The sequence below is a fragment of the Pseudomonas sp. NFACC51 genome (genome assembly GCF_900103575.1).
Taxonomy (GTDB): domain Bacteria; phylum Pseudomonadota; class Gammaproteobacteria; order Pseudomonadales; family Pseudomonadaceae; genus Aquipseudomonas; species Aquipseudomonas fluorescens_Q.
The window spans coordinates 180188-193105 of sequence record NZ_FMXH01000005.1; the positions used below are offsets into that span (position 1 = coordinate 180188).

Annotated in this window: 13 protein-coding genes; 3 read left to right on the forward strand and 10 right to left on the reverse strand. The window is 59.4% G+C overall.

Annotated elements, in window-relative coordinates; genetic code table 11:
* Positions 1 to 44: 44 nt before the first annotated feature.
* From BLT00_RS12550 to BLT00_RS12560, 3 genes are all read right to left on the reverse strand, one after another.
* Entirely contained in the window at positions 45 to 626 is a 582-nt protein-coding gene (locus tag BLT00_RS12550; protein ID WP_092144098.1) for a DUF642 domain-containing protein, read from the reverse strand.
* Positions 627 to 630: 4 nt separating this feature from the next.
* The gene (locus BLT00_RS12555; protein ID WP_092144095.1) at positions 631 to 819 is read right to left on the reverse strand and encodes a Com family DNA-binding transcriptional regulator; all 189 of its coding nucleotides are present in this window, start codon (positions 817 to 819) and stop codon (positions 631 to 633) included.
* Between the two features lie 466 nt (positions 820 to 1285).
* Positions 1286 to 2020 carry a LexA family transcriptional regulator gene (locus tag BLT00_RS12560; protein ID WP_072343527.1) on the reverse strand — a complete coding sequence of 245 codons (735 nt, stop codon included), beginning with the start codon at positions 2018 to 2020 and terminating at the stop codon, positions 1286 to 1288.
* A gap of 642 nt (positions 2021 to 2662) precedes the next feature.
* Between BLT00_RS12560 and BLT00_RS31875 the strand changes: the two genes are divergently transcribed.
* From BLT00_RS31875 to fdxA, 3 genes are all read left to right on the forward strand, one after another.
* Positions 2663 to 2830 carry a hypothetical protein gene (locus BLT00_RS31875; protein ID WP_170862083.1) on the forward strand — a complete coding sequence of 56 codons (168 nt, stop codon included), beginning with the start codon at positions 2663 to 2665 and terminating at the stop codon, positions 2828 to 2830.
* Between the two features lie 386 nt (positions 2831 to 3216).
* The gene (gene mutS / locus BLT00_RS12570; RefSeq protein ID WP_167331288.1) at positions 3217 to 5784 is read left to right on the forward strand and encodes a DNA mismatch repair protein MutS; all 2568 of its coding nucleotides are present in this window, start codon (positions 3217 to 3219) and stop codon (positions 5782 to 5784) included.
* A 142-nt stretch (positions 5785 to 5926) separates the two neighbouring features.
* Positions 5927 to 6250, forward strand: coding sequence for a ferredoxin FdxA (gene fdxA / locus BLT00_RS12575; protein WP_092144089.1), 324 nt, complete (start codon positions 5927 to 5929; stop codon positions 6248 to 6250).
* A 660-nt stretch (positions 6251 to 6910) separates the two neighbouring features.
* Here the strand turns inward: fdxA and rpoS are convergent.
* The 7 genes from rpoS to fghA all read right to left on the reverse strand — a co-directional run bounded on the left by rpoS (position 6911) and on the right by fghA (position 12913).
* On the reverse strand, positions 6911 to 7918 hold the full coding sequence (rpoS, locus tag BLT00_RS12580; protein WP_003198289.1) for an RNA polymerase sigma factor RpoS: 1008 nt from the start codon (positions 7916 to 7918) through the stop codon (positions 6911 to 6913).
* Between the two features lie 106 nt (positions 7919 to 8024).
* The gene (locus BLT00_RS12585) at positions 8025 to 8870 is read right to left on the reverse strand and encodes a peptidoglycan DD-metalloendopeptidase family protein (protein ID WP_092144086.1); all 846 of its coding nucleotides are present in this window, start codon (positions 8868 to 8870) and stop codon (positions 8025 to 8027) included.
* A 211-nt stretch (positions 8871 to 9081) separates the two neighbouring features.
* Positions 9082 to 9717, reverse strand: a complete 636-nt coding sequence (locus tag BLT00_RS12590; protein ID WP_170862085.1) for a protein-L-isoaspartate(D-aspartate) O-methyltransferase — start codon at positions 9715 to 9717, stop codon at positions 9082 to 9084.
* 41 nt (positions 9718 to 9758) lie between these two features.
* Complete coding sequence (gene surE / locus BLT00_RS12595; protein WP_092144083.1) at positions 9759 to 10508, reverse strand: 5'/3'-nucleotidase SurE; 750 nt, start codon at positions 10506 to 10508, stop codon at positions 9759 to 9761.
* On the reverse strand, positions 10496 to 11554 hold the full coding sequence (gene truD, locus BLT00_RS12600; protein ID WP_092144080.1) for a tRNA pseudouridine(13) synthase TruD: 1059 nt from the start codon (positions 11552 to 11554) through the stop codon (positions 10496 to 10498). The genes surE and truD overlap by 13 nt, the downstream gene beginning before the upstream one ends.
* Positions 11551 to 12024, reverse strand: a complete 474-nt coding sequence (gene ispF, locus BLT00_RS12605; RefSeq protein ID WP_072343388.1) for a 2-C-methyl-D-erythritol 2,4-cyclodiphosphate synthase — start codon at positions 12022 to 12024, stop codon at positions 11551 to 11553. The genes truD and ispF overlap by 4 nt, the downstream gene beginning before the upstream one ends.
* Before the next feature lie 43 nt (positions 12025 to 12067).
* Positions 12068 to 12913, reverse strand: a complete 846-nt coding sequence (gene fghA, locus BLT00_RS12610) for an S-formylglutathione hydrolase (RefSeq protein ID WP_092144077.1) — start codon at positions 12911 to 12913, stop codon at positions 12068 to 12070.
* Between the last annotated feature and the right edge of the window lie 5 nt (positions 12914 to 12918).

The following is a 12918-nucleotide window of genomic DNA, read 5'->3' on the forward strand; positions in this document are numbered from 1 at the left end:
GGATAAATTAAGCTTGACGGGATCGTGCGTAAGGCCGGCGACGTTTACAGTCGCTCGACAATGACGTTGTCAATAAAGGCGAAGTGAGCATTCGGATCCTGCTCATTCCAGAAGCTCAACGTAGTTTGATCGCTCACGGCGGTGAAATCGTAGGTTCTGGTTTCCCATACGGTCGCATCACTAGTGGCGACAGGGGTGTCGAAACGGGTGGTCTGGCCTGCCACCTTGACGTTGATGATGCCGGTCCCCGTGCGGTTCACGTACCTGGAACTGCCGGCACTGAACGTCAGGCGATAACGTGCGCCTACTACCGTGTTGATGTTCTGCTGGATGCCACCACCGTTTTGATAGGTGTAGTTGGCGAGGTCGACGCTCATTACACCTTCGGCGGCGACCGAACTGCCAATGGCAGCTCTGACATTGATGTACTCCACGCCTGACAGAAACGTGGTCCAACCGGTCACGAAGTCGGCTTGGGCCGGGGTATTCAGTACGCAGTCATTGCCACAACCGGGGGTTTCAAAGCTGCCGTTCACAACCAGGTTGGCTGCGAAGGCAGCACCGCTGGCCGCCAACAGCGCCATGGACAGAACGAACGAGCCGATAAGACGTTTGATTTTTTTCATGCGTTCACCTTAAGAGTCGATGTTTTTGCGCGGAGCATTCCGCATCCATGTCGCTCAAAGGCGATAACTCGAGGCTCAGGGCCTTCACATGATTCAACGCCCCACACCGGGAACATTTGATCTGGAGTTCGATGTTCTCGCCCACGCGGGCCAGAAGTCGTTTGCAGTGACCGCATCTGAAATCCTTCAGCATCGGAAGCCCTCCATTGGCGGCGGTGATGTGGTTGAACGCACCTCACGGTGCAGGCATTCCAAAAAGCCCGGTTGCCCAGGCTTTTCAGTAATGCGCTTGATCTTTCGGCGCGACTGGCGCGGTACGGATCCATTCAAATTGTTTTTCCGACCGCGGTCCCTGCCCGCCGGATAACTGCTTCTGGTGCTTTACGCTGCACACCCGGGTCAGTTGCCAACCCTCTGAACCGTCAAGGCCGGTTCATCGCTGCCTGTTAGTGGAACTAAAGAGCTTCGTTGCCAGCCGCTTTGTCGAGCGGCTTGGACACAGAATATGCACGGATGCATATACAGTCAATGCGTAAATGCATTTATTTATGCAGATCGAATGCGCAAATGCATGGACCCCTTGCAAATACGGGGTTGCGGGTTTTCGAGAGGCGAAAAAAAACCCGCACGGCGGCGGGTTTTATCTGACAGCGGAGGGGTTAACGGGCGTACATGCCCCACCAGAAGACGTGACCGAGGATAACGATTTGCTCGTCCTGCATTTCCTGGAACGTGTAGTCCTCGTCCGGATGCTCATCGCGGTTGAAGCTGCGCAGGCGGATGCCGGTGGGCAGGCGATAAAGCTGCTTCACCCGCAGTTGGCCGTTGTGATTGATGGCGTAGAGGTCACCGTCGACGATGTCGCCGATCCCGCATTTGCCTGCGTTCACCCCGACCGTGGCACCGTCGCGCAGCACCGGCAACATACTGTTGCCGCGCACCGTCACGCACTTGGCCTGGTCGAACTGCACGCCGTTATGGCGCAGGCTGCGCTTGCCAAAGCGCAGGCTGGAGCGCTCGCTTTCCTCGATGACGAATCTTCCTGATCCAGCAGCCAATTCAACCTCGCGCAGAAAAGGGACCGACACTTCGTCTTCTTCGACGGGTGTTTCGTCGTCCCACAGGCTTATGTCCTTGAGTTCGGAATGCGGCTCATCGCGGCGAGCATTGCCGGCGGGCGCAACGTCCGCGCGCCCGCGCAACTGGTCGGTGCTCACGGCGAAGTACTCGGCGATCTTCGAGATGTGTTTATCCGAAGGATCGACAATCTTGCCGCTGAGGATCCGCGAGAGGGTGGATTGAGGCACGCCGGTACGCCGGTGAAGCTCCGTGGGGGAGATCCCGTGCTGATCGAGCAATGCTCTTAATACGGTAGAAACGTTGCGTTTTTGCATAACGCGCATAGTGCTTGTTCTTTTCGCAGAAGACAAATGCTGTTTTGCATAAGCGTGCATATCGATGAAGAAACCATTCACTCAAGGTCGGCCCGATCCACCGTGGCGAGGGAGCTTGCTCCCGCTGGGCTGCGCAGCAGCCCCAAAAAACCTCCAATCACTGAGCATTCGGCGAATTGAGCTCAGTCCTTTTGGGCGCGCTACGCACGCCAGCGGGAGCAAGCTCCCTCGCCACGGGTTCAGTCCAATCCTTATATTGGGGAATTTCCCCTACAACTTCTTGGGAAATCCCTCAATCCGCGTCCTTCAAATGTGCGACACCAGGCTACATCGCCTTTCGCCTCTGCCTACGACTACGCCAGAATCCGCCGGCTTGTCCACCTTGGATCCCATCGGTACTTTGGACTCGTCACTGCCCATCAGTGATCGGGTTTAGTCGCTCGGTATTCCAAGGTGCTCATTGCTCCATTCAGTCAGGTCCTTCTATTCCTGCACTTGATGGTAGCTGTGCGCAGGGCGCCCTCGGGCGCGCCGGTTCCTTGGATCCCCGGTCGACTAACCTGCGTACAGCCGCCGCCCTCGTTTAGTCGCGAGTGAGCGCTTCGCGCTGGAGCGCCAATGAACCGCCATCGGGAGCGCACTATGATTTCGATCAAGCAAGGCTTGTCCAAAGGAGCCAAACGCCCCTTTGCTGATTTCATTCGTAACGCAAAATCGAAGGAAAAGAAGCGTGTTTACCGCAAGGTATTGGCCGAGGCTACCAAGCAGCAGAATCTGGTGATGATGCAAGCCGAGGTAAAACGAGCCTGATCTCCAGATTCAAGAGAGCTCGATCAAGTGTCGTAATGCCGTCCAACATTTTCATCGACTGTGGTGCCGCCTTCACGAGTTCAAGCCCGCTCCCACAGGGGGAAACGCGGTCCCGCCAAGAATCAGGTCGGCTATCAGGCCGCCTCGCGGTGGACGTTGATCTCCGCGCCCCATTAACCACGCTGGATTTTCGAAAGTGAGCCCGCCGTCGGGGCGGAACCCTAAGCAGCCGTTACCGCAGCAACGGATATGCACACAATCCCAAACGCTGGGTAGCACCAGACCGCCCATGTTAACCTTGCGCCCATCGCGGAAAAGCCGGGCCAATGCCCCTCCTTTTGCCCCACACCTTTCAACGAGCTTGCCTGACACCCATGAATACCGCCGTGAACGACCTCTCCAGCCACACGCCGATGATGCAACAATACTGGCGCCTGAAGAACCAGCACCCCGATCAGCTGATGTTCTACCGCATGGGCGACTTCTACGAGATCTTCTACGAGGATGCGAAGAAAGCCGCCAAGTTGCTAGACATCACCCTGACGGCACGTGGGCAATCGGCAGGCATGGCGATTCCGATGTGTGGGATTCCTTACCACGCGGCGGAAGGTTACCTGGCGAAGCTGGTCAAGCTCGGCGAATCCGTGGTGATTTGCGAGCAAGTCGGCGACCCTGCCACCAGCAAGGGCCCCGTGGAACGCCAAGTCGTGCGGATCATCACCCCAGGTACAGTCAGTGACGAGGCCTTGCTGGACGAACGCCGGGACAACCTGATCGCCGCAGTGCTTGGGGATGAACGCCTGTTCGGCCTGGCGGTGCTGGACATCACCAGTGGCAATTTCTCGGTACTGGAAATCAAGGGCTGGGAAAACCTGCTGGCCGAACTGGAGCGGGTCAACCCGGTGGAACTGCTGATCCCGGACGACTGGCCCAAAGACCTGCCGGCGGAAAAACGCCGTGGCGTACGGCGTCGGGCGCCGTGGGATTTCGAACGTGATTCGGCGCTGAAAAGTCTCTGCCAGCAATTCTCCACCCAGGACCTCAAGGGCTTCGGCTGCGAAAACCTGACCCTGGCCATCGGCGCTGCCGGCTGCCTGTTGGCCTACGCCAAGGAAACCCAGCGCACCGCCCTGCCCCATTTGCGCAGCCTGCGTCACGAGCGCCTGGATGACACCGTGGTGCTGGACGGCGCGAGCCGACGCAACCTGGAGCTGGACACCAACCTGGCCGGCGGGCGCGACAACACCTTGCAATCGGTGGTCGATCGCTGCCAGACCGCCATGGGCAGCCGCCTGCTGACTCGCTGGTTGAATCGGCCGCTGCGGGACCTGACCGTGCTGTTGGCGCGCCAGTCCTCCATTACCTGCCTGCTGGATCGCTATCGCTTCGAGCAGTTGCAACCGCAACTCAAGGAAATCGGTGACATCGAGCGAATCCTCGCCCGAATCGGCCTGCGCAACGCCCGTCCCCGTGACCTGGCGCGCTTGCGCGATGCCCTCGGTGCGTTGCCTGAACTGCAGGTGGCGATGACCGACCTCGAAGCGCCGCACCTGCAACAACTGGCACGCACCACCAGCACCTACCCGGAACTGGCCGCGCTGCTGGAAAAAGCCATCATCGATAACCCACCGGCGGTGATCCGTGACGGTGGTGTGTTGAAAACCGGCTACGACGCCGAACTCGACGAGCTGCAAGCGCTGAGCGAGAACGCCGGCCAGTTCCTGATCGACCTCGAGGCCCGGGAAAAAGCCCGCACCGGCCTGGCCAACCTCAAGGTCGGCTACAACCGCATCCACGGTTATTTCATCGAGTTGCCGAGCAAGCAGGCCGAACAGGCCCCGGCCGATTATGTTCGCCGCCAGACCCTCAAGGGCGCCGAGCGGTTCATTACCCCGGAACTCAAGGCGTTCGAAGACAAGGCGCTGTCCGCCAAGAGCCGCGCCCTGGCCCGGGAAAAGATGCTCTACGAAGCGCTGCTCGAGGACCTGATCAGCCAATTGCCCCCCTTGCAGGACACCGCCGGCGCCTTGGCGGAACTGGACGTGCTGAGCAACCTGGCCGAACGCGCGCTGAACCTGGACCTGAATTGCCCACGTTTCGTCAGCGAGCCGTGCATGCGCATCAGCCAGGGTCGCCACCCAGTGGTCGAGCAAGTACTGACCACGCCGTTCGTGGCCAACGATCTGAGCCTGGACGACAACACCCGCATGCTGGTGATCACCGGTCCGAACATGGGTGGTAAATCCACCTACATGCGCCAAACCGCGTTGATCGTGCTGCTGGCCCACATCGGCAGTTTCGTCCCGGCGGCCAGTTGCGAATTGTCCCTGGTGGACCGGATCTTCACCCGGATCGGTTCCAGTGACGATCTGGCCGGTGGACGCTCGACGTTCATGGTGGAAATGAGCGAAACCGCAAACATCCTGCACAACGCCACCGAACGCAGCCTGGTGCTGATGGACGAAGTCGGACGCGGCACCAGCACCTTCGACGGCTTGTCCCTGGCCTGGGCCGCGGCCGAGCGCCTCGCGCACCTGCGGGCCTACACGCTGTTCGCCACCCATTACTTCGAACTCACCGTGTTGCCGGAAAGCCAGCCGCTGGTGGCCAACGTTCACCTCAATGCCACCGAGCACAACGAGCGCATCGTCTTCCTGCACCACGTGCTGCCCGGCCCGGCCAGCCAGAGCTACGGCTTGGCGGTGGCGCAACTGGCCGGCGTGCCAAGTGAAGTCATTACCCGTGCCCGCGAGCATCTGAGCCGCCTGGAAACCACCAGCCTGCCCCACGAAGCGCCGCGCCCGACCAAAGGCAAACCGGCCGCACCGCAGCAAAGCGACCTGTTCGCCAGCCTGCCGCATCCGGTACTCGATGAACTGGCCAAGCTCGACCTGGACGACCTGACACCTCGTCGGGCACTGGATTTACTCTATACATTGAAGACACGGATCTAACATACAGGCTTTCAAGCTGTTAGAATCGCGCGCGGTTTGGGATGCTGCGGGCTATTAGCCTGGTTCGCAGACTATCGCTCCCAAACCTGGCGACCCTACCGTGAAGGGGCTTCGCTGCCGCCGCCTGAGGAGAGAATTAGAAATGACCTTCGTCGTCACCGACAACTGCATCAAGTGCAAGTACACCGATTGTGTAGAAGTCTGTCCGGTGGACTGCTTCTACGAAGGCCCGAACTTCCTGGTCATTCACCCGGATGAGTGCATCGACTGCGCCCTGTGTGAGCCGGAATGCCCTGCCGTGGCCATCTTCTCCGAAGATGAAGTGCCCGCTGGCATGGAGAATTTCATCGAGCTGAACGCCGAACTGGCGGACATCTGGCCGAACATCACCGAGAAGAAAGATCCTCTGCCGGACGCCGCTGAGTGGGATGGCAAGGACGATAAGCTCAAGGAGCTCGAACGCTGATCATCCCTGCGTTCGTCGAAAAGGCCCCTTGCGGGCCTTTTTGCTTTTCCGGATTCAAGAAATCGCAGGCAAAAAAAGGGGCGGTTTGACCCGCCCACATTTTTTCCCTAATCCCTTTAATCCTTTTCATCATCCTGATGAATCGCGTCCTGCGATGTCCTTCCTTCCCATCATCCTTGACGGGTGTGTCTGTCCGTCGACACAGGACTGATATTAGTATTTTCCCAGGCGAGTGCAACGCGGCTGATACAGGTGGCTTGCTTTGTAACGTTTCGTTCACCAACAAATTTTCCTTATAAATCATATAAATAAGAAAATAACACGGCGTTTATAGCGGTCTGTCCCGCCAATGAGAAACCGATCACTTACGCAACACTAGGCAAAGGCTTACACGCTGAATCTATAAATAGAGAAGGCGTAGAAACGCACTCTGGTGGCGAGGGGATTTAGCGAAACGTCGCACCGCCCCGTGGGACTGCGTAGAGTCTCAAATTATTGAATTGAACGCCGCGGTTTCTGTTTCAGGGCCGCTTCGCGCCCCAACGAGGATAAATCCCCTCGCCACAAGAGTGCATCGCATAGCGTAGTGCTCAATACATCTGCCCAAACACGGAAAAGCCCCGAACCAGTCGGGGCTTTTCTTGCTGCGCTGCACTCGGGTTATTGGAACAGCGACTCACTCGACAGGCCATTCTTCTCCAGGATCTCCCGGAGGCGCTTGAGGCCCTCCACCTGGATCTGCCTGACCCGCTCACGGGTCAAACCAATCTCCAGGCCTACATCTTCAAGCGTGCTGCTTTCGTGACCGCGCAAGCCGAAGCGGCGAATCACCACTTCCCGTTGCTTGTCCGTAAGTTCCGAAAGCCACTGGTCAATGCTCTGGGACAAGTCATCGTCCTGGAGCAACTCGCACGGATCGGTCGGACGATCGTCGGTCAGGGTATCCAGCAGGGTCTTATCCGAGTCCGGCCCCAGCGAGACATCTACCGAAGAGACACGCTCGTTGAGCCCAAGCATGCGCTTGACCTCACCTACCGGTTTTTCCAGCAGGTTGGCGATTTCTTCGGGTGAAGGCTCATGGTCGAGTTTCTGGGTCAACTCGCGGGCGGCCCGCAGATAGACGTTCAGTTCCTTGACCACATGAATCGGCAACCGGATCGTCCGGGTCTGGTTCATGATCGCCCGTTCGATGGTCTGGCGGATCCACCAGGTGGCGTAGGTCGAGAAGCGGAAGCCGCGCTCGGGGTCGAATTTCTCGACGGCACGAATCAGGCCCAGGTTGCCCTCTTCGATCAGGTCCAGCAGCGAAAGCCCACGATTGACGTAGCGTCGGGCGATTTTCACCACCAGGCGCAGGTTGCTTTCAATCATGCGTTTTCGACCGGCCGGGTCGCCACTTTGCGACAGCCGCGCAAAATGAACTTCTTCCTCGGGGGAGAGCAGTGGCGAAAAACCGATTTCGTTGAGGTACAGCTGAGTGGCGTCCAGCGCCCGGGTGTAATCGATGTACTTATGTTGTTTAAGCGAAGCGGAGTGTTTGGATTTGGCACGAACGGAAGGTGGAGTCGCCCCTTCATCATTCGACATCGAATCCATAGCGATGCCGGTCTCCATAAGGAGAACCTCATCGTCGATGTCAAACTCCGGCACTTCTTTACTGAGAGCCATTGTTATAGTCCTTTGGTGAGTTCGACCTCAAGCCCAAGCGACGCCTTTATCCTTGGCAACGCTGGAGCCTGTTCCCTCTACGTGACGGAACAGGCTGACAATCAAATCAACGCCGAGGCAGGAATTGCAGCGGATCGACTGGTTTACCTTGCCGGCGAATCTCAAAATGCAGTTTCACCCGGTCTGTTCCCGTTGATCCCATTTCGGCAATTGTCTGTCCGACTTTGACCTGCTGCCCCTCCCGAACCAACAGCCTGCGGTTGTGACCGTAGGCACTGACGTAGGTATCGCTGTGTTTGATGATCACGAGTTCGCCGTAGCCCCTTAAACCACTCCCGGCGTACACAACCGTGCCATCAGACGCGGCTAAAACAGGCTGTCCCAAATCCCCGGCGATATCAATTCCTTTATTCAAACTACCGTTTGAAGAGAATTTTCCAATGAGAACGCCATTAGAAGGCCATCCCCAGCCGGTCGGGGCGGGGCCTGCGGGAGGCATCGGAGCAGGGGTCGGTTTGCTCGCGACGGACGGTACTGCCGCCGTCCCAGCCCCCGTCGGCCGGCGAATGACCGTGGTCTTACTCGACGAAGAAGGCGTCGAACCCGACTGCGTAACCACCGCGGTAGGCGTTGAACCGCTACGGCCATCGAAGCGAATCGTCTGACCGGGGTGAATCGTATAAGGCGCAGGAATGTTGTTGCGCGCCGCGAGGGCTTTGTAGTCCCAGCCGTAGCGGAAAGCGATGGAAAACAGCGTATCGCCGCGACGGACTACATATTGACCGGTCGTTACTGTAGGACGTTGCGGTGTTGCACTGTTGCGATCGACAACCCGGACATTGCTCGACGGCGTACTGGAACATCCGACCAGCAAAGTGCTCAAGACGAGGCCAGTCACCAGGCGCTGAAAGCTCGTGATACCCATACGCTGCGCAATGACTGTGAGACTCACCCGCCGCTCCCTTTGTGGTGGCAGAAAAATTGGAAACTGCCTGTCCAGGCAGAACTCATACAAATATAGCTGGCAACGACTACGCCTCTATTAATGAAGCGCAACGTGTGGCCGCACACGTTTGCTCGACGCCGTTGGACTCTGTTCAGCAAATCGGTGCCGCTGTAAGACACAGGCCAGGCCACGGAATTCAGCGTGTGTTTATAAATGCTCAGGCCAACGGCCCATTGAGTAACGGCACGAACCGCACCGCCCCCAGGACGTGTCGTGAAAAACCATGTTCTTCACGTACGATCAGCATCAACTGCTGGACTTCACCTGCGCCCACCGGAATGACCAGTCGTCCGCCGGGAGCAAGCTGATCCAGCAGGGCCTGGGGTACATCGGTGGCCACCGCAGTCACGATGATGCCGTTGTACGGCGCCAGGGCCGGCCACCCCTCCCAGCCATCTCCCCAGCGAAACACCACGTTGCGCAGGTTCAACTCCACCAGGCGTTCCTTGGCGCGATCCTGCAGTACCTTGATCCGCTCTACGGAAAACACCCGCTCGACCAGTTGCGACAACACCGCCGTCTGGTAACCCGAGCCGGTACCGATCTCCATCACCTTGTCCAGCGGCCCGGCCTCGAGCAGCAACTCGCTCATGCGGGCCACCATGTATGGCTGGGAAATGGTCTGGTTATGGCCGATCGGCAACGCCGTGTCTTCATAGGCGCGATGGGCCAGGGCTTCATCGACGAACAGATGGCGCGGCGTACGGCGAATCACCTCCAACACCTGGGCGTTGGAGAGACCTTCTTCGTAGAGACGCTGGATCAATCGTTCACGGGTGCGCTGGGAGGTCATGCCGATTCCGCGGCGCAGCATATCGTCTTGCTCACGAGCCATCAGCGCAGCCCCTCCAGCCAGCCGTCGAGATTTCGAAAGGCGTCGTTGAAGGTACGGTCCAACTGCAACGGCGTGATCGAGACATAACCTTGCATCACCGCATGGAAATCAGTGCCCGGCCCGCCGTCTTCGGCATCACCGGCGGCGGCGATCCAGTAACCGGCCTTGCCGCGCGGGTCGACGACATGCATAGGTTTGGCGGCCCGGGCACGGTGGCCCAGGCGAGTGAGCTGGATGCCACGGATATGATCGAGCGGCAGGTTGGGGATATTCACGTTCAGCACCGTGCGTGGCGGCAGCTCCAACTCGCCGTGGGCTTCGACCAGTTTACGAGCGAAATAGGCAGCGGTCGGCAAGTTATCGACCTGCCGCGAAACAAACGAAAAGGCAAACGATGGCTTGTCCAGGAAACGACCTTCCAGGGCAGCGGCAACCGTGCCGGAATAAAGCACGTCGTCCCCCAGGTTGGCGCCCAGGTTGATACCTGACACCACCATGTCCGGCTCACGCTCCAGCAAGCCGTTGAGGCCCAGGTGCACGCAATCGGTCGGAGTACCGTTGATGCTGATGAAACCGTTATCCAGATAGCAGGGGTGCAACGGACGGTCGAGCGTCAGCGAGCTGCTGGCGCCGCTTTTGTCCTGGTCCGGGGCGATGACCACGCACTCGGCAAAATCCGCCAGCGCAGCATAAAGCGCGGCAAGACCGGGTGCTGTCACCCCGTCGTCGTTAGAAATCAGAATACGCATGGGCTGTCCGTCTGCCCCACCGGCACCAAATCGACGAGTTCGCGCACCAAGACAGTGGCGAAACATCCGGCCGGCAGGACGAATTCCAGTTGCAGAATGTCAGGCTGGGGATAATGCCACGACAGGCCGCCAATGGGCAGTCGCAGGATGCGACGTTCGTGACTCATTCCCGCGTTTATCAACCAGTCCCGCAGGTCGGCTTCGCCCGCGGCGATGGCTTGTTCCAACTCGAACGTCGCGCCAGCGGCAGGCGAAGGTCCCTCGCCCCACTGCGGCCCGGTCGGGTGCAAGTCGAGAATGGCTAGGCGCGGGTCGCTGCACTCAGCCTCGCCGGCGGGGAAAAAACTGCGGCTGTCGGTGAAGGCGAGCAAATCGCCCACCTGCGCTTGCTGCCAGGTACCGTCGGCGACCCGCGCCGCCAACACCCGGTTGAACAGAAAGCTGCGGGCGGTGGACAACAACCGCGAGCGTACATTGCGCTGTTCCGGCAACGCCTTGCGCGCCGCCCAGGCCCGGGCATCGACGACATTGCCGCCGTCATGGCCGAAGCGCTGGGCGCCAAAATAGTTGGGGATGCCCTGGCGGACGATCTGTTGCAGCCGCGCATCGATCGCCGTCGTGTCGCCGTTGAATTGAGTCAGGCGCAAGGTAAAGCCATTGGCCGAGTGCGCGCCGCGTTGCAGCTTGCGCCTGTGGCGTGCGGTCTTGAGGATTTTCAGCGTGTCGTTCTCTGCCGCCGACAGGTCCGGATCGGCCTTGCCCGGCAATTGGATGCTGAACCACTGGCGGGTCAGGGCCTGGCGGTCCTTGAGCCCGGCGTAGCTGACAGTGCGCAACGGCACGCCGGCAGCCTTGGCGATTCTCCGGGCGGCTTCTTCGGTGTTCAAACCACGTTTTTCAACCCAGATCCACAAGTGCTCGCCATCACCGGTCAACGGGATGTCGAGCACTTCATCGACCTGGAAATCTTCAGCGGTGGCCTTGAGTACCGCACTGCCCAGCGGTTCGCCGTAGGCACGCGGGCCCAACAGTTCCAGTTCAGTCATGGGCGCAGCAACAAGGCAACGGAGTGGACGGCAATGCCTTCTTCGCGACCGACGAAGCCCAGCTTCTCGGTGGTGGTGGCTTTCACGTTCACTTGGTCCAATTCAACTTGAAGATCCTCGGCAATCAATTGGCGCATCGCTTCGATGTGCGGCGCCATCTTGGGGGCCTGGGCAACGATGGTGTTATCGACATTGCCAACTTTCCAGCCCTTGGCGTGGATCAGCGAAACCACATGACGCAGCAGCACGCGGCTGTCGGCGCCCTTGAATTGCGGGTCGGTGTCGGGGAAGTGCTGGCCGATGTCACCCAGGGCCGCGGCGCCGAGCAGTGCATCGCTCAAGGCATGCAGCAGGACATCACCGTCAGAATGCGCGAGCAGCCCGAAGCCGTGTGCGATCCGCACGCCGCCCAGAGTAATGAAGTCGCCTTCAGCGAAACGGTGAACATCGTAGCCGTGGCCAATACGCATAAAAAAACGCCCCGATTTTTGTCAGGGCGTGATTCTACCTGCATTAGAGGTTTAGAGCGCGCGCATGATGCTGCAAGTGGTCGTCGATGAAGCTGGCGATGAAGAAGTAGCTGTGGTCGTAGCCCGGTTGCAGGCGCAATTCCAACGGATGATCGGCAGCCTTGGCCGCCTGTTGCAGGGCTTCGGGCTTGAGCTGGTTGGCCAGGAAATCATCACGATCACCCTGGTCCACCAGCAATGGCAGCTTCTCCTGCGCCTCGGCAATCAACGCACAGGCATCCCATTCACGCCATTTCGAGCGGTCTTCCCCCAGGTAACGAGAGAAAGCCTTCTGGCCCCATGGACAATCCATCGGATTGTTGATCGGCGAAAAGGCCGACACCGAACGGTAACGCCCCGGGTTGCGCAAGGCGCAGACCAGCGCACCGTGGCCGCCCATGGAGTGGCCACTGATGCCACGTTTGTCAGAAGCCGGGAAATGCGCTTCGACCAGCGCCGGCAATTCCTGCACCACGTAGTCATGCATCCGATAGTGCCGCGCCCACGGATCCTGCGTGGCGTTCAGATAAAAACCCGCCCCCAGGCCGAAGTCCCAGGCGCCGTCCGGATCGCCCGGCACGTCGGCGCCACGGGGGCTGGTGTCCGGCGCAACGATGATCAGGCCCAACTCGGCGGCCATGCGCTGGGCACCGGCCTTTTGCATGAAGTTCTCGTCGGTGCAGGTCAACCCGGACAACCAGTACAGAACAGGCAACTTGCCGCCCTGCTCCGCTTGCGGCGGCAGGTACACGGCAAACACCATGTCACAACCGAGCACGTCGGAACGGTGCCGGTAACGTTTGTGCCAGCCGCCGAAGCTTTTCTGGCAAGAAATGTTTTCCAGGCTCATGACCG